The sequence below is a fragment of the Streptomyces sp. NPDC093065 genome (assembly GCF_044754585.1).
Classification (GTDB): Bacteria; Actinomycetota; Actinomycetes; order Streptomycetales; family Streptomycetaceae; genus Streptomyces.
The window spans coordinates 16,550-38,810 of record NZ_JBIVPJ010000035.1 but is presented as its reverse complement, the minus strand read 5'-3'; the positions used below and the strand labels follow the sequence as shown (position 1 = coordinate 38,810).

Below are 22,261 nucleotides of genomic sequence, written 5' to 3'. Positions count from 1 at the left end.
AGCCCGGGCCCGATTTCCCTCCGGCCTCCGTCTCCGTCCCCCCCCCGCCCCCGTCAGCCCGGCCGTCCGGCCGCCGGACGCTCCGCCCGGGCCCAGTGGCAGGCGACCTGCGACTCGTCGCCGCCGCGCAGGATCTCCAGCTCCCGGTGACGGCAGGCGTCCGCGACGCCGGCCCGTTCGGCCTCGCCACCCGACAGGACCGGGCAGCGGACGTGGAAGCGACAGCCGCCGGGAATGTACGACGGGTCCGGCGGCTCGCCGGTGAGCACGACCGGCGAGCCGGGCGCCTCCGGAAGCACGGACAGCAGCGCCTGGGTGTACGGGTGCCGCGGGGCCGTCAGCACCTGCTCCACCGCGCCCGTCTCGACGATCCGGCCGAGGTACATCACCGCGACCCGGTCGGCGATGTTCCAGGCCAGCCCCAGGTCGTGCGTCACCACCAGCGCGGACAGGTCCAGCTCGGCGCGCAGCCGCAGCAGCAGCGCGAGGATCTCGCCGCGCACCGACGCGTCGAGCGACGCCACCGGTTCGTCGGCGACGAGGAGCTCCGGCCGCAGGACCAGAGCGCCCGCGATGACGACCCGCTGGCGCTGGCCGCCGGACAGCTCGTGCGGGTAACGCAGGAAGAACCGCTCCGGAGGCCGCAGACCGGCCCGCGCCAGCGCCTCGGCGACCGCCGTCCGCTCGTCCCCGGTGTGGCCGTGGATGCGCAGACCCTCGGCGACGATGTCGTACACCGTGTGCCGCGGGTTCAGCGAGCCGCTCGGATCCTGCAGGACCAGCTGAGCCCGCCTGCGATACGCCTTGAGCGCCCTGGCCGAGTACGCCAGGGGCGCGCCGTCGAAGGTGACGCGCCCCCCGGTCGGCCTGACCAGACCGAGCAGCGAGCGGGCCAGCGTCGTCTTGCCGCAACCCGACTCGCCGACCAGGGCGACGATCTCGCCCCGCCGGATGTCGAGGTCGACGCCGTCCACGGCTCGCGCGGCGGCCGCCCCGCGCCGCCCGGGAAAGGTGACGTGCAGCCCCTGGACGCTCAGCAGCGGGGGTGCGGCGCCGGGCGCTCCGCCGGACGTGGTGCTGCTCATGGCGCACTGCTCCTCACTCCGTCGTCCGGGGACGCTGTCCCGTCACCGGCTCCGCCCGCACGGTCACCGGCATCCTCGGCCTGTGCTCCGTCACCGTCGGTGTCCCCGGCCGGCCCGGCACCGCCGCCGGCCTCGGTTCCGGCGGTCCCGACACCGGAGGTCCCGGCGGTCCCGGTGCCCTCGCCGGGCGTGCCGCCGCCGATGGCGTTCGCGTCGGGCTCCCCGCTCCCGGGGACCCCGCTGCCGGCCGGCTCCGCGCCCCCGCCCGGCATCCCGCCGCCGACGGCCGTCCCGCCGCCCGCCGCACCGGGGCCGCCTTCCGCCCCCACGTGCACGCAGGCCGCCAGCCGCCGCGGGCCCGCATCCCGCAACGCCGGGTCCTCGGTGGCACAGAGGTCCAGCGCGACCGGGCAGCGCGGATGGAACGCGCACCCGGACGGCACCGCCGCCGGGTCGGGGGGATCACCGGGCAGCCCGCGAGGCGCGAACCGCGAGGCCGGGTCCCCGATCGTGGGGAACGCCTCCGACAGGGCCCGGCCGTAGGGATGCCCGGCGTCGTCGTACACCTGCCGGGCCGGGCCCTCCTCGACCACGCGGCCCGCGTACATCACCGCGAGCCGGTCGCAGGTGTCGGCCAGCACCGCGAGGTCGTGGCTGATCATGACCAGGCCGACGTCCTGCGCGCCCACCAGACCTTCGATCAGCCGCAGGATCTGCGCCTGGATCATCACGTCGAGCGCCGTGGTCGGCTCGTCGGCCACGATCAGGCGTGGGTCGCAGGCCAGCGCCATCGCGATCATCACCCGCTGCCGCTGGCCACCGGAGAGCTCGTGCGGGTAGGCACTCGCCCGGGCGGCCGGCAGACCCACCTGCTCCAGCAGCTCCCCGACCCGCCTGCGGGCGCCGGCCGGCGCGGCCGCGCGGTGCAGCAGGATCGGCTCGGCGATCTGGTCGCCGATGCGGTGGACGGCGTTCAGGGAGTGCATCGCGCCCTGGAAGACGATCGACGCCCCCGCCCACCGGACCGCCCGCAGCCGGCCCCACTTCATCGTGAGCACGTCCTCGCCGTCCAGCAGGATCTCCCCGCCCACCCGGGCACCGGGCGGCAGCAGCCGCAGCAGCGCCAGTGCCAGCGTGGACTTGCCGCAGCCGGACTCGCCCGCGATGCCGAGCTTCTCGCCCGCCTCCAGGGTCACGTCGACCCCGCGCACCGCGGCCGCACCGCCGGGATACGTCACCTTCAGGTCCCGGACCTCCAGCAGACTCAACGGGACACCCCCAGCCTGGGATTGAGAACGGCCTCCACCGCACGCCCGCACAGCGTGAACGCCAGCGCCACGGCCGCGATCCCGATGCCCGGCGGCACCAGGTACCACCAGTCGCCCGAACTGACCGAGCCCGCCTCCCGCGCATCCTGCAGCAGCCCGCCCCAGGACACCACCATCGGATCCCCGAGCCCGAGGAAGGCCAGGGTCGCCTCGGCCAGGATCGCGGAGGAGATGATCAGGGTGGTCTGCGCGAGGATCAGCGGCATGACGTTGGGCAGCACGTGCCGCGACATGACGTGCCAGTGCCCGCCCCCGAGCGCCTTGGCGCGTTCGATGTACGGCCGCGACTCCACCGCCAGCGTCTGCGCCCGCACCAGGCGCGCCGTGGTGGGCCAGGTGGTCACGCCGATCGCGAGCACGACCGTGCCCAGCGACCGGGACAGCACCGTCGCCAGCACGATCGCGAGCACCAGCGTCGGCATCACCAGGAACCAGTCCGTGATCCGCATCATCACCGTGGCGTACCAGCCGCGGAAATGCCCGGCCGTGATCCCGATGAGCGCGCCGATCAGCACCGACAGCGCCGCCGCGAGCAGTCCGACCAGGAGCGAGACGCGCGAGCCCCAGATCAGCAGTCCCAGCAGGTTCCGCCCGAACTGGTCGGTGCCCAGCGGGAACCGCCCGCTCGGGCTCTCCAGCGGCTTCCCCGGAGCGTCGGTCACGCTGTCGACGTCCGACCCGACGGTCAGCGGCGCGGTCAGCGCCACGAGCACGAACAGCACCAGCGCCGCCAGCCCGAACACCCCCGCACGGTGCCGCCGGTACTCCCTCCAGAAACGGACGACGGAGGCACGGCGCCGCCGCCGGGCGAGCGCACGCGGACCCGGCGCGCCGGACTTCGCGAAAGCCCCGGCCGCGGAGTCTCCGCCCCCGGAGTCCCCGGCGGTTTCGGAGGGATCGGTGGTCTCGGCGGTCATCGGCCCACCCTCGGATCGAGCATCGGATACAACAGGTCGGCCAGCGTGTTCATCAGGATCACCGCGGCGGCGAAGACGAAGAACAGCCCCTGCACCAGCGGGAGATCGGGCACACTGAGTGCCTGGTAGAACAGCCCGCCGAGACCGGGCCAGGAGAAGACCGTCTCGACGAGGATGACCCCCGCCACGGTCCGCCCGAGATTGACGAAGACCAGCGTCACCGTCGGCAGCAGCGCGTTGGGCACCGCGTGCCGGCGCCGCACCAGGTCGTCCCTGAGCCCCTTCGCCCGCGCCGTCGTCAGATAGTCGCTGCCCATCTCGTCCAGCAGCGCCGACCGGGTGACCAGCAGCGTCTGCCCGTACTCCACGGCGACCAGCGTCACCACCGGCAGCACGAGATGGTGCGCCACGTCGAGCACATGGGCGAGGCCCTCCTCACGGCCCGACTCCATCCCCCCGGTCGGGAAGAGACCCGGGACCGGGTCCACCCCCACCGACAGCACGATGATGAGCAGCAGCCCCAGCCAGAATGAGGGGATGGAGTACAGCGTCAGCGCCAGACCGGTGTTGAGCCGGTCGCCGGCCCTGCCGTGCCGCCACGCGGAGCGGGTGCCGAGGAAGGCACCCAGCGCGGTGTACAGCACGAAGGCCGTGCCGGTCAGCAGCAGCGTGTTCGGCAGCGCCTCGGTGATCTTGTCGACGACGGGCGCGTGGAACTGGTACGACGTGCCCAGGTCCCCGGTCAGCGCCTTGACGCAGTAGTCCGTGAACTGCTCCCACAGCGGCAGGTCGAGCCCGAACTCCTCCCTGTACACGGCGAGCTGCTCGGCCGAGACCGGACGGCCACCGGTCATGAACTTCACCGGATCGCCGGGGATCAGCCGGAAGAGGAAGAAGCTCGTCACGAGGACGGCGAACAGCGAGACGACCGCGCCCCCCAGCCTGCCCGCCACATACCGCGGGTACGCGCTGCGGGTGCGCCCCCGCGGTGCCGCGGGGGCGGCCCGCTTCCCGGCCGCGGAGACGCTCGCGGGGCCGGTCGCGCTACTCACGGTCGTCGGCCGACGACCGGCGGCGGACGGCGAAGAGCACGCCGATGCCGACGAGGACGACGACGCCCGCGGCGATCCCGATCACGGTCCCGGTCGAGGACGAACTCCCGGAGGAGTCACCGGAGTCGGCGGGCACCGCCGACCACCAGCTCCAGTAGCCGTCCTGCCCGTAGATGTTGCCCGCGTCGGACGGCATCGTCGTGATCGACTCGATCTGGTCCGTACGGTAGGCCTCGACGGCGTTCGGGTAGGCCATGACGTTCATGTACCCGGTGTCGTACAGCCGGGACTCCATCCGCTTGACGATCTCAGCGCGTCTGCCGGCGTCGTACTCGCCCAACTGCTGCGCGTACAGCTCGTCGTACTTCTCGTCGCAGATGAAGTCGTCGGTGGCCCCGGTGTCCTCGGGCGTCGCCGGGAGCGCGTCGCAGGTGTGGATGGAGAGCACGAAGTCCGGGTCCGGGTTGACGGACCAGCCGTCGAAGGCGAGGTCGTACTCGCCGGCCAGCCACGGGTCGGTCACGTTGTCCAGGCAGTCGAGGGTGATCGAGATGCCCAGCTTCCCCCACCACTCCTGGAGGTACTTGCCGACCGCCTTGTCGTTGGGGTCGGTGGCGTGGCACAGGACGCGGTAGTCCAGCGGCTTGCCGTCCTTGCCGAGGCGCTTGCCGTCGGCGTCGGTCCGGTAGCCCGCCTCGTCGAGCAGCCGGGCGGCCGCCTGCGGGTCGTAGGCGAGCTTCTGGTCGGCCGACGGCTCGAAGAAGTACGAGGAGAAGCGCGGCGGGATGTAGCCCGCGCCCTCGACCGCGTGCCCCTGGAAGACCTTGTCGACGATCGCCTTGCGGTCCACCGCCATGAACAGCGCGTTGCGTACCCTCTGGTCCAGCAGGGAGGGGTCGCCGTCACCGAACTTCGTCCGGTCCTTCGCCCGCGCGCCCGGGTTGGTGGCTAGGGCGTAGAAGCGGCGGCCGGGGGCGTCGTTGACGCGGATGTTCTCCTGGCCCTTGAGCGAGTCGGCCTGGGCCGGGGTCAGTGAGGGCGAGCCGGCGACGAACGACACCTCTCCCTTGCGCAGGGCGGCGACGGCGGCGTCCTGGTCCTTGTAGTACCGGAAGACCAGCTCGTCGAACTTCGGGGCGCCGCGCCAGAAGTCCTTGTTGGCCTTCAGGCGCACATAGCTGTCCGGCTTGTAGTCGGTGAGCACGAACGGCCCGTTGCCCACGACCGGGAAGTCCTTGTCGTTGTTGAACTTCGAGAAGTCGTCGACCTTCTCCCAGACGTGCTTGGGCACGATCGGCACGTCCAGCGCCGTCATCGTGGCCTGCGGCTTCTTCAGCCGGATCACCAGCTGGGTGGGGCTCGGCGCGGTGACCTTCGCGAAGTTGCCGACGAAGCTGCCGTTGGCGGTGGCGGCGCCCGGGTCGGTCATCATCTTGTTGAACGTCCACGCCGCGTCCTCGGCGGTGGCCTGCTCGCCGTCCGACCACTTGGAGTCGGAGCGGATCGTGTACGTCCAGGTCAGCTTGTCCGACGAGGGCTTCCACGCGGTGGCGAGCCCGGGTATGACGTGGTTGTCCTTGGCGTCGTAGTTGGTCAGGTACTCGTACGTCAGCCGGTGAATGCTCGTGCTGAGCAGCCGGACCGCCAGGAACGGACTGAGCGAGTCCACGCTCTGCGCCACGGCGACGGTGAGCACCTTGTCGCCGCCGTCACCCGTGTCGCCCTCCCTCGCCGAGACGGAGGGGGCGACCGCGCCCGACGCGAGGAGCAGCGCGCCGGCGCCCGCTGCCGCGAGGACGCGGGTTCTCCACCGTCGGTGGGAGGTACGTCCGCTGCCGTGCTGATCGTGTCTGCTCATGACTACCTGACCTCGCGTCATCGCACGCGCAGACGCCGGGCGCCCTCGCGTGAGGCGGGCTTGAACGGTGGTGAACGCGGAATGAAGTGTGTGTCTACCAACGGCAGTCTGCGCGCGTCAACGGTATGTCAAACACCATGTGGCCTGCGGAAACGACTAGTTGACCAACGTGTGACCCTCATTGGCACAGACCACTGGCGCCTTCCTGGTGAGAGCGTGACGCCTGGGGCGGGCGTTACCGTTCGCACACGCTCGAAGGCCCGCACCGTCGGGACGGCGCGGGCCTTCGGAGGCGGGTGGAGCTACTGCTGCGGCGGGGGAGGGGGCGCCTGTCCGGGCTGCCCCGGGTGTCCTTGCTGTCCTTGCTGTCCCTGCTGTCCTTGTTGCGGGTATCCGTAGCCGGGCTGGGCGTAGGGCTGCTGCCCGTAGCCGGGCTGCGGATACGGCTGCTGCCCTGCTGCGGGCCCGGGCTGCGGCGGGTACGGCTGTCCGGGCATCGGCTGTCCGGGGACCGGCTGGCCGGGTGCGGCCTGGCCCGGCATGGGCGGGGCGGCGACCGGCGGCGGGTTGCCGTCGGACGTCCACAGGCCGTGCGACTGCTGGTGGCGGACGAAGTCCTCGGCGACCATCGCCGCGAGGTTGAAGTACGCCTCCCGCACCTTCGGCCGCATCATGTCGAGGTCGACCTCGGCACCGGCGGCCAGGTGCTCGTCGAACGGCACCACGACCACACCCCGGCACCGGGTCTGGAAGTGCCCGACGATGTCGTCCACCTTGATCATCTTGCCGGTCTCGCGGACCCCGGAGATGACCGTGATCGACCGGGAGACGAGGTCGGCGTACCCGTGCGCGGACAGCCAGTCCAAGGTCGTACTGGCGCTGCTCGCACCGTCCACGGACGGCGTCGAGATGATGATGAGCTGGTCGGCGAGGTCGAGCACGCCGCGCATGGCGCTGTAGAGCAGACCGGTGCCCGAGTCGGTGAGGATGATCGGGTACTGCTGCCCGAGCACGTCGATCGCGCGCCGGTAGTCCTCGTCGTTGAAGGTCGTGGACACGGCCGGGTCCACGTCGTTGGCGATGATCTCCAGACCGGACGAGGCCTGCGAGGTGAACCGCCTGATGTCCATGTACGAGTTGAGATACGGGATCGCCTGGACCAGGTCCCGGATGGTCGCCCCGGTCTCCCGGCGCACCCGGCGGCCGAGCGTACCGGCGTCCGGGTTGGCGTCGATCGCGAGGATCTTGTCCTGCCGCTCGGTGGCGAGCGTGGAGCCGAGCGCCGTGGTGGTCGTCGTCTTGCCGACACCGCCCTTGAGGCTGATGACGGCGATGCGGTAGCAGGACAGCACCGGGGTGCGGATCAGGTCCAGCTTCCGCTGCCGCTCGGCCTCCTCCTTCTTCCCGCCCAGCTTGAAGCGCGAACCGCCGGCCGCCGGGCGGCTGCTCTTCGCCTTCTGCCGCTTGTTGTTGAGCAGCCGGTCGGACGACAGCTCCACGGCCGCCGTGTAACCGAGCGGCGCGGCCCCCGGGTTGGTGGGCTGCCGCTGGTCGTGCTGCATGGGCTGCGGCCACGCGGCACCGAGGCGGGGGTCGGCGGGCTGCTGGGGTTGCTGCGGCTGTGGCTGCGGAGCCTGCTGCGGTGCTTGTGCTTGTGCCTGTGGCTGCGGCTGGTGTTGGTACTCCGGCTGCTGTGCCGGGGGTACGGGGTGCTGCCCCGGCTGCTGCGTCGGCTGGGGCGACTGGGGCGTGTGGGGCGTGTGGGGCGTGTGGGGCGGAACCTGGCCCGGCTGGGCAGGCGGTGCCTGCTGCGCCTGTTGCGGCACGCCGGGGTACGGCTGCTGCGGCGACGGCCCGTGCGGGGCCTGCGGGAAGCCGTAGGCGCCGGGCTGGGCGGGGGAGTGCGGCTGGGCCGGAGGCGGAGGCTGGTGAGCCTGGACACCGGGCTGGGGGAAGCCGTATCCGGTCGGCGGCACCGGCGGAGCGACCGGCTGGTCGGGCGGGACCGGCGCGGCGGCGGGCTGGTTCCACGCGGCGGGGGCCGGCTGCGGAGCCTGCGGCTGGAAGGGAGGTTGCTGGGCCGGCACCGCCGGCTGCTCGGGAGCGGCGGGGGCGGGCTGCGGCTGTGCGGGCCACTGCTGGGCCGGCGCGGGCGCGACCGGCGGGTACGACGGAGGCAGCGGAGGCATCCCGCCGGGTGCCGGGGGCGGCGCGTCCTGCGGTACGGCGTCCTGCGGCACGGCGTCGGCCGGCGGCGCGGCTTCGGAGGGCACCGCGTCCTTGGGCTCGTCCTCCGCCGGAAGGCTGTCCGCGGGCTCGTCCCCGGACGCGTCCTCGGACACGGGGTCGGGGCCGGGGACGGGGTCGGGTACGACGGTCAGGGCGACCGGATCCGGCTCGGCGTCCGGGGCCGGGCCGTCGGGACGGGGGCCGTCCGCGTCGCCGGTCCCGGCGCCGGTGGCCTCGTCGGGAGCCTCGTCGGAGGCCGGACCGGAAACGGCGCCGGTGTCGGCCTCGTCGTCCGGCGTAGTGGACTCCGGGCCGTCGGCGCCGCCCTCGCGCTCCGCGCTGTCGGCAGCGTTCGAGGAGGCCTCGGCCGGGGCGTCGTCGACCTCGTCGGAACCGGTGGCCGGCTCCTCCTCGGCGGCCTCCTCAACGGCGGCACGTTCGGCGATCTCCCGCTTGAGGGCGACCGCGGAGAAGCGCATGGTGGCGCCGCTTTCGAGATCGCCGTTGCCGAGGTCCCCGGTGTCGGACCCGGGGTCTCCGGCAGTCGCGGGCTCCGCGACCGCCTCGGGCTCCTCGGCCGGCGGCGGCGGGGCGGGAGCCTGGAGCTGGAATCCGCCGGCCGGGAACGCCGGCAGGGCTGTGGGAGACGCGGGGTCCGCGGCAGGCTCCGGGTCGGCCGCAGGCTCGGGCTCCGACGCCCGGACCTGTGGTTCCGGCTCGGCCTCGGGCCCGGTCGGGGCAGACGGCTGCGGAGCCGACGGCTGCGGCTCGAACCCGCTCCCCACCGGCAGCCTGGGCACCCCCGCCGGGCTCCCGCTCGGCGGTGCGGGCGGCGTGAACGGCGCACCCGGCCCCGGCGGCGGAGGCGGCGTGAACGCGGCCCCCGGAGCGGGCGCCGGTGGCGGCGGCGTGAACGGTGCCCCGGGAGCGGGAGCGGGAGCCGGAACGGAGGAAGCCCCGTCGGGCGTCGCGTGCGGCGGCGGCGTCAACCCCGGCAACGGCGGAACGGGACCACGAGGAACAGGCGGAACGGCCGGACCCGGAGAGGAAGTAGAGGCGGCCGAACCGGGGGCGGCAGCGGGCGAAGCAGACGACCCGGAAGACGACCCGGCCCCCTCTCCCTCGCCCTGACCGCTGTCGCCGGACGCGTTCTGCGTGTACCAGGCGGGTGGCGCGTAGTCGATGGTGAACTCGCCGGTCGTCTCGATGGAGGACTCCGCGTCGGGCTGGTCATCGCCGGGTGTAGCCCAGCCCCCGCGGATCCCGTCCCGATCGCTGCTCACAGTTCCTCCTGGTGTGGTCGAGCACCCTCAAGCCGTGCTGGGGCGACCTTTGCCTGTCATTCGAAATTGTCCGAGGTCGTCCGATCCACCGGTTCTCCCCCTGAGACGCCGACGCCCGCTCACGGGTTCTGGTGTCGCGCCCGACACCAGCCTAATCATCACGAGCCCCGCCCCGGCAGCCCCCGCCCTCCCTCGAAGTCCCGCCCATCGCGTCACAGGCGCCCCGGAAGCGTCCCGCCGCTTCATCTGCCCGCCCCCGTACGGAGGATGACCCCGTGCGTCACTACCCGGTTCCGACGAGTGATCGTGAGCCCGGCATAGTTGGTGGCAATCTCCGCCGTCCCGTCGCAGGAATGCCCGGGAACCGTCCGAATTCCCCAGGAACAGGAAGAGGCCCCGAGTGAGCTTCGGCCCGCCCCCGTCCATGCCCTCAGGGCCTCCGGCCGCCGCCGAGCCCACCGAGGGCCGGCACGGCCCCGACGGCGGCGGCACAGGACGGAAGGGTCCCGGAAGGCTCCTGACCGGGCTGCTCGCGGTGGTCCTCGCTGGGGCCCTTGGCGCCGGCGGCTGGCTGTTGTGGGGGCGCGGCGGCGGAGCCTCCGACGCGTCGGGCAAGTCGCGGGATCCAGTCGCACAGGGACCGCTCGACGTCCGCGAGACGGTCGAGAAGCCGCCCGCGGGCACTAGTGGCAAGATGGCGTTCCGCTTCTCCGTGGACGACATGAAGCCCGGAGAGCACGTCGAAATGCCCGGAACGTGGGCCACGGACCGCATCCTCGCCAAGGGCATCAACAAGACGCTCGTCGGCCTGAGCATCGGCACCGACGCCGCGCCGGGCGACGAGAAGTGGCGGCTCGAACTCGACGGCCCGATCTGCGGCTACACCCGCCACGTCACCGGCGACAACCGCACCGCCGTCCTCTTCCGGGCCAACGACTGGGCGGACGAGGCCCTCTGCAACCAGGTCGCCTTCGTCGACCTCGACGACGGCCGCCTGGTCTGGGAGGAGCGATTCCCCGTCTCCCAGGCCGGGCCCGAGTCGGCCGACGCCACGGGCACCGACAAGGACCGGCCCGGCGTGGCCCTCGCACACGGCACGGTCGCCGTCACCTGGGGCGGCGGCACCATCGGGTACGACATGGAGAAGGGCGCCACCCGTTGGTCCACGACGACCACCGCGCCCTGCCAGGACATGGGCGTCGCGGGCGGCCGCGGACTGATCGTCCGGGAACAGTGCTCGACCGGCGAGAACAGCCCCGCCGGATCCTGGCGGGACGTCACGTTCAAGCTGCGCAAGCTGGACCCGGCCACGGGCGAGGCCGCGTGGACGTACGCCGTCGACAAGGGCGTCCGCAGCGTCAACGTGCCCTCCACCGTCCCTGCGGTCGTCGCCGTCTCCGCCGGTGACAGCAAGATCACCGACCTCGTCTCACTCGACGACCAGGGCCGGAACCGAGCCACGATCAGTCTCCGCAACGGCGCCTACGTCGCCGAGTGTGCCCTCGACGACTATTCGCTGATCGACGACTGCCCGACCGTCACCGTGGGGAAGGACCAGGTCTTCATCCGGAGCAAGGACCAAGCGGAGATCCCGACATGGAACTGGATCATCGGCTTCGACCTCGCCACGGGAAAGACCACCAAGAAGTTCGACTCCGGCCCGGGCGCACTTCTCTACCCGGTGCGCATGAGCGGCGACCAACTCCTTGCCCTGAGCCTGAGCGAGGACCACATCGCACCGAACGCGCTGCTCGCCCTGGACCCAGAGACGGACGAGGCAATTCCGTATCTCTTCTTCGAAGTGCCTGACGAAGCGAGGCTGATGACGATGACGGAGCACAACGACATCGTCGTCCAGAACGGCCGCCTCTTCTTCGGCGTCAAGTCCGCGGAAGGCCCCGCCGATGCCAAGACCAAGCAGTGGAGCTACCTCGTACTGGGCATCGCAAGCAGCGCACCGCAGAAGTCCTGACGGGCGGGCGGGGCCGACGCGCCCGGTGTCAGTCCATCCGGCGCGGCATGCCCAGGAGCCCGGTCTCTCCGTCCGTGGGCTGCGTCATCACGTACTGGCGGTCCCGGTCCGCGCACCAGAGGGTCATGCCGTCGGCGAGCGTCGGCAAGGACTCCGTCTCGGCCCGGGAGAGCGCAAGGACGCGCCCCAGCTCCGCGGCCTCGTCCGGCGACACCCGCTGGACACCCGTCAGACGTGCCTGACGCATCAGCCGCGGAGCGACCGGGCTGAGATACGGCAACAGTGTGAGCACCGACTGCCACGGGCCGGAGACGACGCGCCCACGCGGCGGCCGCATGCCGCAGTCCCGCACCACCAGCACCGGCGTGCCCGCCGAGGCGCCCTGCGGAGGCACGCGCCCGACGTCGTACACCGCCAGCCCGTTCTGCCCGCCGCCCATGGCATGGATCAGCTGCACCCACGCCTGGGGGCGCCCCGTCTCCACCGCGACCCGCGCGCCGGTCGCGGCAGCGCGCAGGGCGATCACCTGAGCGGTCCACAGACCGGCGATGAGAACCACGTCGTACGGGGTGGGTCTGTTCACACCCAGCACGGCGGGACGGCCCTCCGCGTCCACACCGATGACGACACCGTCGTCACCGAGAGGCAGCGCGAGCGCGTCCAGTTCGGCGGCAGGGACCGTGTGGGCGCCGTGTCGCGGGCCCAGCAGCCCGAAGCCCTTCAGGAGACGCCGGGGACCGCGCCGGCTGCCCGGCGCCGGGCCGGCCCCGGGCTCGCTCCGCGCAGTCCCGTCCGCGCCGTCGGCCGGCAGGGTGGAGGGAGAACTCATCGCGCGCCTCCCAGGGGCAGTGTGGCCAGAACGCCCGGCAGTTGCTCACGGTCGAGCCGGGCCAGTCCGGTGCCCGACCGCCGGGCCGTGTCCTGCAGCGCCCGCCGGGCGGCGACCAGTTCGTCGTCACTGCGGCCGGTCACCCGCAGATGCCCGCACAGCGAGACCTCCTGTCCGACGTGCGACAGGCGGAGACTGAAGGTGGTCGCCAGCGCGGGCACCGACGTCACGTCCGCCACGAACTGTGGCAGCGAGGACGCCTGATCGCCGCCCAGGTGGGGCCACCGGCGGATCCAGTAGGTGGTGTGCCGACGGTTGTCGCACCGCCAGCTGCGCGCCGACTCTCGGGTGCGCGGCTGACGCTGCTCGGTCCGACCGGCTTCCGCGGTCACCAGTGGGTTGGCGCACATGGAGGTGGCGAGAGCCGTGACGAGTTCCTCCTCGCCGAGGACGGTGGTGCGGAAACCGGCGCCGGTGAGCCTGCTGGCCAGGTGGTGGGCGGCGCGCGCCACACACTTCTGTGCTCCGAGGAGTCCGCCCCCGCGCGCCGCCACGGCTTCCGGGCACAACTCCGGGTCCAGTTTCAGGGCGACCCAGGTGAGCCGTACGGCGGGTGTGCCCGTCCGTTCCTGCAGGGGCGCGTAGTTGGCGACCGCCACCGACTGCCGCGGCAGGTGCAGCGCCGGCGCCGGCTGGGTGTGGAGCACGATCTGCGCCGACTCGAGCCGGATCCCGTCCACCTCAAGGGCATCGCGCACGATCCCCAGCGGCAGCGGCTGCCGGCTCCGTTCGGCCCGCAGAGCGGTGGCGTCTGCCTCGACCTGGACGACGGCCGTGACGAAGGTGCCGTCCCCGACGATGCCCACCGGCCGCCGGTCGCGTGCCCCGCACGAGTAGGTGCGCAGCGCGGGCTCGCACTCGAGAGCCGGCACCAGAGCCGGTTCCGTCCCGTGCGGGATCTCCAGGGCGCCGGCCCGCCTGAGCCGGCGCCGCAGACCCCGGGCGGTGGACAACCAGTCGGGGACCGACCGGCCGCGCCGGCGGGCGAAGGCGACCAGTACCAGCGCGACGGCGAACACGGCGGCCGGCACCATGGCCACCCGGCCCACGAGCCAGCCGACGAGCAAGGTGGCCAGGGCGAGTTCGACCAGCAGCAGCCGTTGCAGCCCGGACGACCTGCCGCGTCCGGGGCGCGACCTCGGGTGTGCGGTGCCGGGAGAGGCCCCGCGCGCCGACGCGGGCAGCCGCCTGCCCCGGTCCGGCGAGTTCGGCGCCCGCGTCCGGCCGCGGTTCGGCGGACGTGTCCCGGAAGCCATCATTCAGTTCCCCCGAATCTGCCGAGCCGCAGCTGCAATGCGGTTAGTGCGCACGGCTCTTGAAGACCCGAACACCCTACCCGCCGATCATGGCGGCGCCGTAAGCAGGCATAGTAGGGGCCGGTCTGTCAGCACGGGGTGGGCGAGGGAGTCGTCCCGGACCGGCACGGGGAGAGACGGTCACTCATGACATCACGGCGGGACGAGCTCAACGCCTACACCTTCGCGAAGCGGCGTCTGCTGGCGGCCTTCCTTCAGCCATCACCGTCGGGAACGGAGGAGGGCGCCCCCAAACCGTTGCGCACGGTGGTGCCGACACTGGTCGCGGGGGCGCTGACCCTGGCCGTCTTCGGCGCCTGGGGCATGTTCCAGCCGACGGCACCGTCCGGCTGGGACGAACCCGGTGCACGGGTCATCGTGGGCAAGGAGTCGACAACGCGCTATGTCGTCCTCAAGACGGACGGCGACAGGCGCCTGCACCCCGTGCTGAACCTGGCCTCCGCCCGGCTGCTCATGAAGGACGGCACCTACGAGGTCGTCCAGGTGGGCGACGATGTCCTCGACTCGGGGGAGATCCCGCGCGGCCCGATCCTGGGCATCCCGTACGCGCCCGACCGGATGCCCTCCGCCGAAGAGGCCGGCCGGGCCAAACGGTGGGCGGTGTGCGAACAGCCCGGCGGCAAGGGGGAGACCGTTCAGGAGGCCACCTTCGTCCTCGCCCCGCAGGAGGCCGCGAAGACGGAGGGCGCCGGTCGGCTCAAGGGCGGCGACACCCTGTACGTCGCCACCCGCACGGGCGAGCGATACCTGGTCGACGCAGAGGGAAGCGCCTACCGCGTCACCGGGAACGAGTCCGACGCACTGACCACCGCACTCGTCGGCTCCCGCAAGCCGCAACTGGTCACCAAGGAGTGGCTCGCGACGCTCCATCAGGGCGATCCGATCCGATTCCCCCCGCTGCCGCCCGCCGTCGGCACCCCGGCGGGCGTGTCCGGCGCCCTGTCGGCGCAGGAGAACAAGGTGGGCACGGTCCTCAAGACGGAGACCGGCGAGGGGACGAAGTACTACGTGGTCCTCCAGGGCAAGGTGCAGCCCATCACCGAGTTCACCGCCTGGCTCCTGATCACCTCGCCGCAGACGGCCACGCTGAACATGAACGGCGAGGCCCGCACCGTGGGCCTGCAGGACTTCACCGCCGAGCCCGACCCCTTCGGGGGCCAGCCCGACGACTGGCCCCGCCAACGCGTCCACCAGGTCAACTCCACCGCCGACGGGACCGGGCGCGACACCGTGTGCAGCGTCCTCACGAAGGTGGACACGGACGGCGACACCACGCTCAGCACCTGGGCCGGAACGCGGTACCCGGCCGAGATCACCTCCGACGGCACCAGCACGTACGTCACCCCGGGCACGGGTCTGCTGTACACCCAGATCCAGGGCAGCGGCACGGACTCGGGTTCGCTGTTCCTCGTCGCCGACACCGGACTGAGGTACGCCGTGCAGGCCAACGGGGACAGCGACGCCGACAAGTCGGACATCGGTGCCGACGGCCGGAAGAAGACATCGGACGGCAGCCCGGAGCCCAGCGAGGCACAGGTGAAGCTCGGCTACGAGAACGTACGCCCGGTGAAGGTGCCGCTGGCGTGGTCGGAGTTCCTGGCCAAGGGGCCCAGGCTCGACACCAACAGCGCCCGGCAGCCGCAGGGTTCCTGACCACGCCGGTCCGAAGTCACGACTTCTTGGAACCCCAGAACCACAGCAGCCCAGACCCCAGAACCGCAGTGACAAGGACAGGAAAGACGGGGAAGACGTGCAGCAGCCGCTGACGAAGGCACCCACGCTGGCCGCCGCCGTGCTGCTGACGGCGCTGAGCACCTGCGCGCCGGGTCCCCTGACCGCGCACTCCGCGGCGGCCACGCGCACACCCCTCCAGCTGGCCGGCAGCGGCTCGTGCACGTTCCCCAGTGAGCAACAGTTCAAGGCCCGGCCGTGGCCCCTCCAGCGGGTCCTGCTCGACGAACTCTGGCAGGGCACCCGCAAGGGCAAAGGCGTACGCGTAGCGGTGATCGACACGGGCGTGGACGACGAGAACCCCCAACTGACCGATGCCGTGGACAAGGCCGCCGGCCTCGACCTGCTCACCAAGGGCAAGGGCGGCGACCCGACCCACGACGAGGTGGGCCACGGCACCAAGGTCGCGGGCATCATCGCCGCCCGCCCGGCCGAGGGGACGGGCTTCGTGGGCCTCGCCCCGGGCGCCACCGTCATCCCCGTCCGCCAGAACGACGCGGACAGCAACGGTGACTCGGACTCGATGGCCGTGGCCATCAGACACGCGGTCGCCAAGGGCGCCGACGTCATCAACATCTCCCAGGACACCACCAAGCCCCTGGCCGCCACCTCCGAGCTGGCCGAGGCGGTACGCGAGGCCCTCGCCCGGGACGTCGTCGTCGTGGCCTCCGCGGGCAACGACGGCCTGGACGGCAAGACCAAGGACACCTACCCCGCCGCCTTCGAGGGTGTCCTCGCCGTGGCCTCCTCGGACCGCAACAACGAGCGTGCCGCGTTCTCCCAGGCAGGTGACTCCGTGGGGGTGGCCGCACCCGGCGTCGACATCGTCTCCACCGTGCCCGGAGGCGGCCAGTGCACGGACAGCGGCACCAGCTTCTCGGCCCCGTTCGTCGCCGGGGTGGCGGCTCTCCTGAAGGAGAAGCACCCCGACTGGACCCCGGCTCAGATCGTGACCCGAATCGAGCAGACGGCCGAACGCTCCGTCAACGGCCACGACGACTTCGTCGGCTGGGGAGTGGTCGACCCCGTCCGCGCGGTCCAGGAGACGGACACCGGCCGGGCACCTTCGTCCCCGACCCCCGACCCGGGGGTGACGAGCGCCGAGGCACCGGACGTGGCGCCGTTCTCGCTGGCGGAAACCCCCGAGGAACGCGATCGGCGCTACGCCGTCTACACCCTGTCCGTCGGCGCCGTCCTCGTCGTGATCATCTCGGGCACGGCAGTGGTCCTGCGCGACCTGCGCCGCCGCCGGAACTCATGACCCCGCGGCGGCGGCACGGACTCGGGCGTCACTCGGCGGCGACGCCCGAGTCGTCCGGCGCCGGCTCCAGGTCGAACTCCCCGTCCCGTGCCCCCAGGACGAAGGCCCGCCACTCCGCCTCGGTGTACCGCAGTACGGTCTCCGGGTCCAGCGACGACCGCATGGCCACGGCACCGTCGGGCAGATAGGCGATCTCCACCCGTTCCTCGTGGTCCTCCGTCCCCGGCGCGCCGTGCCACTCCACACCCGAGATGTCGAGCGCGTACAGCTCGTCCCGCTCGCGCTCCTTGCGGGCTTTGACGTCCTCGTCCGGCACCTGGGCCATGGTGGAGGGGTCCTTTCAGGCGGCTCACCAACGATCCCTGACAACCTTACTGGCCTGCCCCGGCCCTTGGCGGCGGAAGCCGGCGATCGCTCCGACCGCTCCCTCGAACTGCCCGAAACCACTCCGCCGTTGGAACCTTTCGATCAACTGACTAGAGTGATCCCGGGTATCACGTGTGTGCGTGGTACTGCACGGGGGCGGTGCGACGTTGCGACCACGCGTCGCGTGGGAGTCGGAGCGGTTCTTGCCCGCCAGGAGAGCCTGAACACCGGTTCAGGCGGACCCGCCACGGTGGTGACAGCCACCAGTGCTTCAACAGGAGGGGCAGGACGACATGGGTGTCGATTACAGCGACCAGGACCTCACGGACCTCGCTGACAAGATCCGTACCTTCCACACGGACGTGAGCAGCCGGGTGACGTCGCTCAACGCCGTCGTGGACACGATCCAGGCGGGCTGGAAGGGCGCCGCGGGCAAGGAGTTCGACACCGTTCAGCGCGGTGTGAACAAGCACCTGCGGAAGCTCCAGGACGACCTCGTCGACCTCGAAGAGGTCATGCGCATGAGCGTCAAGGGCTTCACCCAGCACGAGCAGGACCGGGTCTCGGAGATCCGCAAGGTGGACAACTCCTACCCGGTGACCAGCCGTATCACCGACCTCGCCTGATCTGCAGCGACCCACGCACCCGAGGAGAACGCACAGTGAATTTCGACCGCACAGCCGTCAACTACGACACGGTCACCCAGGCCGCCATCGACGTGCGCAAGACGACCCAGGAGCTCTCCGAGGGCCTGGAAACCCTCATGCGCAAGGTCGCCGCCGTCGCCGAGACCTGGCAGGGCGAGGCGAAGACGGCCTACGGCGAGATCCAGCGCAGCAGCACCACGGAGATGGACCAGATGTGCCAGAAGCTGGCCCGCATCGCCCAGCTCCTGGACGACTCGGTCATCGGCTACCAGGACACGGACAAGGGCAACGCGGCCCGCTTCCGCATGCTGATGAGCTGAGCCGCAAGCACCGAAGCAGTGGGGAGACAGCCACGGACGGCCGTCTCCCCACTCGCCGGCCCGCCTCGCACCACCCCGACGGAGACCAGGCCTGTGCGGCACGTCTTCTGCCAGTCGGGCGGACGCATGCATGCATGAGTCAGCGATGACTCACGGCAAGGGGCGTGCCCCGCATGTGCAACCGGCGCGGTTCTACAGTTCGCGTCTCTCTCGGTCTCTGCCTCCGTGCGGCCTGAGCATGGAGTGCTGGTGTGCCTCTTGCAGTGCAGACTCGTTCCTCTAGAGGGTGTAGGAGGAGCAAGTGGAGATGCGCACTCATGAGGAATCCGACGGCAACTGTGGCCGCGGCAGGTCCGATGAGGGCGCGCATGGAAATTGGCAGAGGACCCAATGGAGGCCCGAACCTGCGTTTCCTTCGAAGGGGGCGAGCTGGTTCAGTTGCATGCTGCTGTGCCGGCGCGCGGCGGCGCTGCGGGCCTGGCCCCACATCTCGTCGAATGACACGGCGATCCTCTTCTGGCGTCACTGACGACTGACTCGTTGGCATACCGGGCGCCCGGTCCGGCCTCAGCCCTGCTCTCCCGGGCCCGGTGTCCCATGGGGCGAGTACTGCTGCGGAGAGGCGTTCCGCGGGCGTCGCCGGCTGCTAGGTGCGTCGGCGGCGGGTGCGGAGTAGGGCGAAGGCGATCGCGGCACCGAGGACCGCGGCCGCAGCGAAGCCCAGGGCGATCCAGAGTGACGTGTTGCCGTCGTCCTCCGAAGCGGGCGCCGCTGCCTGGGACATGTCCGGAGCGGGATTCTCCGCGCCGGCTTCACCGGAGGCGGACGCGGACGCCCCCGGCGACGGGGGCTCGGAGGCCGCCGCGGCCAGGTCCGGCAGGGGGTACTCGTCGGCGGGGCCCGGGTCGCCGGGGTTCTGCAGGGCGGCCCGGGGACGCACGATGCCGTAACCGAAGGACTCGTTGTGAGTCCACTTCTCCTCGTTGCCCTTCATCGTGTTGAGCAGGACCCGGAGGACCTGGTTGTTGGTCCAGGTCGGGTGCTTCGACCAGATGAGGGCGGCGGACGCCGAGGCGATGGCTGTGGCGTCACTGGTGCCGCTGGTCCTGCACACTCCGGTGCCGCCGATGCACGCGTGGACCATGTCCTCCCCGGGAGCGGTGACGTCGATCTCCGGTCCCCACTCCGAGAACGCGCTGCGCTTGACCTTCTCGTTGATCGATCCGACGGCCACGACGCCTGGTGTGGAGGCGGGAAAGCGGGGGCGGTTGGCTCCGTCGCCCTCGTTGCCGGCGGACGCGAAGATCAGTTTCCCCTTGTCGACGGCGTACTTCACGGCGGCGTCCAGCTCAGGGGTGGTGACGCTGCCCTTTGCGGCGGACGCTGCCTGTCCCATCGAGATGTTGATGACTTTCGCATCCGAGTCCGCCGCGAATCGAATGGCCTTGCTGAAGTCCCGTGCGGCGTTGTGACCCGAGCTGAAGTCCCACCCCTCGATCTTCTCGGGCATCCGGATGGGAAGGATCTTCGCACCCGGAGCGAGGCCGTAAGCCCCGCTCTTGCTCCCGTGCTTCCCAGTGCCTGCGATGAGCGCGGCCATGCCGGAGCCGTGGCCCTCTTGGTCGGTTCGCTCGTCGCCCGACTGGTCCGAGTAGTCCTTGCCCTTCAGGACTTGTCCCTTGAGATCGGGCAGCGAATCGTCGACTCCCGTGTCGATGACAGCGACAGTGATGCCGCGGCCGGTGCTCACCTTCCACATCTCTTCGGCGTGCATCGCGTCAAGATGCCATTGGAGGTCGCGAACCGACTCGGCATGCGCCGGAGTGGCGGCGACGCCGACCAGCAACAGGCCGAGGGCAGCCGAGAGCACTGAGGCAGGGCGCAAGTTTCGTCTATTGCTGGCACGCATGACTTTCCTGGGGTTGGCCGGGGCGGGGGTCACTCCACGACTGGCGGCAACGTGCGGCGTCCGCGCTGCCAGGTCTCTTCGTCCTCGGAGAGATAGTCGGGTCGGTCGGTTTCACGCTGATCCTGCTGTCGCGAGCCGGTGCCGCCGGTACGAGGAACGACCCCCGTCGGCCGGCCCTGCACCGCTGCACGGGGCGACTGAGAAGAGCTTCCGGGCCGCGGCAGCCCCGTCCCTCCCGGCGTCATGGGACGACCCATGGGAAGACGACCGTTCTGGCTCGCCACGGCACCGGCCGCCCCACCTGTCTGGGAGGCAAGGCGCCGACCGCCGATTGTGCCGCCCTGTCCGCTGCCGCCAGGACCACCGGGAAGGCCGGGAGTGAGGCCGCGGACCATGGGAGCACGGCCTTGAGGGCCCTGCCCACCGATGACCGTTCCGCGGGGGATGCCCCCGGAAGGACGTCCGGTCGTCGGCGTGACGGGCTTCCCTCCCGCAATTCCGCTGTCGCGCAGCGGTGGAACCCGGACACCTCCTGAGCCCGGCCCTTGTGAAGGGGGAAGCGGTGAACGGGGGACCACCGGCATCCGGCCACTCGCCGGGTTGTTCGTGCCACCACCGCTGCTCTGCAGGACCGGCGGACCGACGACGGGTTGCCCGGGCGGTGCCTCGGACCGAGGAAGAAGCGTGTTCGGCCCGGGTTGCGGAGCCGGTGCCGGCCGTTCCGGCAGGGTCGTCAGCCCGTCGATGTCCATGGCGACGGGACGACGGCTTTCGGCGGACGTGCTGCTGAGCCCGGGCGAGGCCCCTTCGGGGGCACCGCTGTACGGGTGCGGCTGAGATCCGACACGCGAGCCACTGTCTTGGCCGCCTTGGACCACCGCGGCCGCACCTGAGCCGCCTCCGGCGCCGGAAACGCCGTGGGACGGGACGGAAACGTACTCGGACTCGCCGGGCTTCCAGTCCGTGTCGCCGAAGTGAGTGCTCGGCGGCGAAAACGTAGGCGGATCCACGCTGTTCACCTGCTGCGCCGAGTACTCGTACGTCTGCGCCAGCTTCCGCAGCTGCTGAATGGCCTCCCCCCGGGCCGCATCCATGCGCTGCTGCGCCGACGTCGCGTCGGCCTGCGCGGTCTGGGCCAGCTTGCGGGCGTCGGGGTCGTTGCGGGCTCCCGGGTCCTGCGTCGCCGCCAGTGTCTTCTTCGCAGAGGCCAGGTCCGCCTTGGCCTGGGTCGTCTCCGAGGTGTCCGGCAGGGCCGCCTTCGCCTCGACCACCGCCTGGGCCACCGTGGCCATCCAACGCGAGGCCACCTCGGCGTACTGACCGAGACGGAGCGTGGAACTCGCCGCCTGGCCGCCCCAGTCGCGGAAGGTGTCGCCGGCCTCGCCCTGCCATTCGAGGCCCTTGGTGTGCGTCATCAGGTCGTCGCCGATCTTGGTGATCGTCGAGGCGGCCTTGGTGAGCTTGGTCGCGAGGTGGGAGGCGCTCTCCGGGCTGGCCGAGTCGAGCAGGGCCGCGAGCTGCTCGTGGGTCATGGACTCGAAGTCGGTGCGGGCAAGTTTCGGCTGCCGCGGTCCGGGCTGCTCACCCATCACAGGCCCTCATCGCTCGAGTCGGCCGCCGGCGGTGGCCCGCCGCGTCGTTCGGCATACGGATCCCTGCCCGCCACGTAGTACTTCTCCGCCTCCGCGTTGACCGCCCGCATCCGCGCGCGGATGTCGCCGTCGAGGTTCTCGTAGCCGACCCGCGACGCGTGCACCGCCAGTCCCATGCCCTCGATCTGCGCGCTGAGCGCCTTGGACAGCTTCTCCAGCTCCTCGTGGACGACGGCGTACGAGTCGTAGAGGAACTGTGCCTCTTTGAAGTCCGACGAGCCCAGGTGAGCGCGGGTCAGCTTGTCCTGGCCGACCTTGCCCGGTGCCGCCTCGGACCTGTCGAGCTCCAGCAGCAGTTCGTCGACACGCTTCTTGAAGCCCTTCATGGCGTCGTGCTGGATGTCCAGCGCCATCGCCGGATTCACATGGGACAGGTTGTCGAATGACGTACCCGTGTCCGGTGCGCCGCCCCCGTTCGAACCCACCTCAACCGCCTCCCCGTTCAG

The 22,261-nt window shown here is 71.5% G+C and carries 17 protein-coding genes; 5 read left to right on the top strand and 12 right to left on the bottom strand.

Annotation, left to right across the window (positions count from 1 at the left end; translation table 11 throughout):
- Positions 1-53: 53 nt before the first annotated feature.
- From ACIQFU_RS36340 to ACIQFU_RS36315, 6 genes are all read right to left on the bottom strand, one after another.
- Positions 54-1,085, bottom strand: coding sequence for an ABC transporter ATP-binding protein (locus tag ACIQFU_RS36340; RefSeq protein ID WP_402557464.1), 1,032 nt, complete (start codon positions 1,083-1,085; stop codon positions 54-56).
- A complete protein-coding gene (locus ACIQFU_RS36335; RefSeq protein WP_402557462.1) occupies positions 1,082-2,353 on the bottom strand; it encodes an ABC transporter ATP-binding protein in 1,272 nt (423 codons plus the stop codon). Before ACIQFU_RS36335 ends, ACIQFU_RS36340 begins: the two co-directional genes overlap by 4 nt.
- Positions 2,350-3,330 carry an ABC transporter permease gene (locus ACIQFU_RS36330; protein ID WP_402557460.1) on the bottom strand — a complete coding sequence of 327 codons (981 nt, stop codon included), beginning with the start codon at positions 3,328-3,330 and terminating at the stop codon, positions 2,350-2,352. Before ACIQFU_RS36330 ends, ACIQFU_RS36335 begins: the two co-directional genes overlap by 4 nt.
- Positions 3,327-4,382 carry an ABC transporter permease gene (locus ACIQFU_RS36325; protein ID WP_402557459.1) on the bottom strand — a complete coding sequence of 352 codons (1,056 nt, stop codon included), beginning with the start codon at positions 4,380-4,382 and terminating at the stop codon, positions 3,327-3,329. The genes ACIQFU_RS36330 and ACIQFU_RS36325 overlap by 4 nt, the downstream gene beginning before the upstream one ends.
- Positions 4,375-6,240 carry an ABC transporter substrate-binding protein gene (locus ACIQFU_RS36320; RefSeq protein WP_402557457.1) on the bottom strand — a complete coding sequence of 622 codons (1,866 nt, stop codon included), beginning with the start codon at positions 6,238-6,240 and terminating at the stop codon, positions 4,375-4,377. The genes ACIQFU_RS36325 and ACIQFU_RS36320 overlap by 8 nt, the downstream gene beginning before the upstream one ends.
- 302 nt (positions 6,241-6,542) lie before the next feature.
- Positions 6,543-9,752 carry an SCO5717 family growth-regulating ATPase gene (locus ACIQFU_RS36315; RefSeq protein WP_402557455.1) on the bottom strand — a complete coding sequence of 1,070 codons (3,210 nt, stop codon included), beginning with the start codon at positions 9,750-9,752 and terminating at the stop codon, positions 6,543-6,545.
- 400 nt (positions 9,753-10,152) lie between these two features.
- Here ACIQFU_RS36315 and ACIQFU_RS36310 point away from each other — a divergent pair, with 400 nt between their 5' ends.
- Entirely contained in the window at positions 10,153-11,724 is a 1,572-nt protein-coding gene (locus tag ACIQFU_RS36310) for a PQQ-binding-like beta-propeller repeat protein (RefSeq protein ID WP_402557453.1), read from the top strand.
- A 28-nt stretch (positions 11,725-11,752) separates the two neighbouring features.
- On the opposite strand, the gene ACIQFU_RS36305 is transcribed toward ACIQFU_RS36310, so the two are convergent.
- Together ACIQFU_RS36305 and eccE are read right to left on the bottom strand one after the other, a co-directional pair.
- Entirely contained in the window at positions 11,753-12,553 is an 801-nt protein-coding gene (locus ACIQFU_RS36305) for a hypothetical protein (RefSeq protein WP_402557451.1), read from the bottom strand.
- Complete coding sequence (gene eccE / locus ACIQFU_RS36300) at positions 12,550-13,869, bottom strand: type VII secretion protein EccE (protein ID WP_402557449.1); 1,320 nt, start codon at positions 13,867-13,869, stop codon at positions 12,550-12,552. The genes ACIQFU_RS36305 and eccE overlap by 4 nt, the downstream gene beginning before the upstream one ends.
- Positions 13,870-14,055: 186 nt before the next feature.
- On the opposite strand from eccE, the gene eccB reads away from it, so the two are divergent.
- Positions 14,056-15,582 carry a type VII secretion protein EccB gene (eccB, locus tag ACIQFU_RS36295; protein WP_402557447.1) on the top strand — a complete coding sequence of 509 codons (1,527 nt, stop codon included), beginning with the start codon at positions 14,056-14,058 and terminating at the stop codon, positions 15,580-15,582.
- A gap of 97 nt (positions 15,583-15,679) precedes the next feature.
- Positions 15,680-16,921, top strand: a complete 1,242-nt coding sequence (gene mycP, locus ACIQFU_RS36290) for a type VII secretion-associated serine protease mycosin (protein WP_402557445.1) — start codon at positions 15,680-15,682, stop codon at positions 16,919-16,921.
- 28 nt (positions 16,922-16,949) lie between these two features.
- On the opposite strand, the gene ACIQFU_RS36285 is transcribed toward mycP (ACIQFU_RS36290), so the two are convergent.
- The gene (locus ACIQFU_RS36285) at positions 16,950-17,246 is read right to left on the bottom strand and encodes a DUF397 domain-containing protein (protein ID WP_402557444.1); all 297 of its coding nucleotides are present in this window, start codon (positions 17,244-17,246) and stop codon (positions 16,950-16,952) included.
- A 334-nt stretch (positions 17,247-17,580) separates the two neighbouring features.
- On the opposite strand from ACIQFU_RS36285, the gene ACIQFU_RS36280 reads away from it, so the two are divergent.
- Entirely contained in the window at positions 17,581-17,913 is a 333-nt protein-coding gene (locus ACIQFU_RS36280; protein WP_402557442.1) for a WXG100 family type VII secretion target, read from the top strand.
- 35 nt (positions 17,914-17,948) lie between these two features.
- Positions 17,949-18,254, top strand: coding sequence for a WXG100 family type VII secretion target (locus tag ACIQFU_RS36275; RefSeq protein ID WP_402557440.1), 306 nt, complete (start codon positions 17,949-17,951; stop codon positions 18,252-18,254).
- A gap of 646 nt (positions 18,255-18,900) precedes the next feature.
- Here the strand turns inward: ACIQFU_RS36275 and mycP (ACIQFU_RS36270) are convergent.
- The 3 genes from mycP (ACIQFU_RS36270) to ACIQFU_RS36260 all read right to left on the bottom strand — a co-directional run bounded on the left by mycP (ACIQFU_RS36270) (position 18,901) and on the right by ACIQFU_RS36260 (position 22,240).
- A complete protein-coding gene (gene mycP, locus ACIQFU_RS36270; protein ID WP_402557438.1) occupies positions 18,901-20,028 on the bottom strand; it encodes a type VII secretion-associated serine protease mycosin in 1,128 nt (375 codons plus the stop codon).
- A gap of 164 nt (positions 20,029-20,192) precedes the next feature.
- On the bottom strand, positions 20,193-21,752 hold the full coding sequence (locus ACIQFU_RS36265; RefSeq protein WP_402557436.1) for a hypothetical protein: 1,560 nt from the start codon (positions 21,750-21,752) through the stop codon (positions 20,193-20,195).
- Complete coding sequence (locus ACIQFU_RS36260) at positions 21,752-22,240, bottom strand: hypothetical protein (protein WP_402557434.1); 489 nt, start codon at positions 22,238-22,240, stop codon at positions 21,752-21,754. The genes ACIQFU_RS36265 and ACIQFU_RS36260 overlap by 1 nt, the downstream gene beginning before the upstream one ends.
- Between the last annotated feature and the right edge of the window lie 21 nt (positions 22,241-22,261).

Coding starts and splice junctions, on each gene's coding strand:
- ACIQFU_RS36340 (WP_402557464.1), bottom strand. CDS start 1,085: ATGAGCAGCACCACGTCCGGCGGAGCGCCCGGCGCCGCACCCCCGCTG.
- ACIQFU_RS36330 (WP_402557460.1), bottom strand. CDS start 3,330: ATGACCGCCGAGACCACCGATCCCTCCGAAACCGCCGGGGACTCCGGG.
- ACIQFU_RS36320 (WP_402557457.1), bottom strand. CDS start 6,240: ATGAGCAGACACGATCAGCACGGCAGCGGACGTACCTCCCACCGACGG.
- ACIQFU_RS36305 (WP_402557451.1), bottom strand. CDS start 12,553: ATGAGTTCTCCCTCCACCCTGCCGGCCGACGGCGCGGACGGGACTGCG.
- eccE (WP_402557449.1), bottom strand. CDS start 13,869: ATGGCTTCCGGGACACGTCCGCCGAACCGCGGCCGGACGCGGGCGCCG.
- eccB (WP_402557447.1), top strand. CDS start 14,056: ATGACATCACGGCGGGACGAGCTCAACGCCTACACCTTCGCGAAGCGG.
- ACIQFU_RS36285 (WP_402557444.1), bottom strand. CDS start 17,246: ATGGCCCAGGTGCCGGACGAGGACGTCAAAGCCCGCAAGGAGCGCGAG.
- ACIQFU_RS36280 (WP_402557442.1), top strand. CDS start 17,581: ATGGGTGTCGATTACAGCGACCAGGACCTCACGGACCTCGCTGACAAG.
- mycP (WP_402557438.1), bottom strand. CDS start 20,028: ATGCACGCCGAAGAGATGTGGAAGGTGAGCACCGGCCGCGGCATCACT.
- ACIQFU_RS36265 (WP_402557436.1), bottom strand. CDS start 21,752: ATGGGTGAGCAGCCCGGACCGCGGCAGCCGAAACTTGCCCGCACCGAC.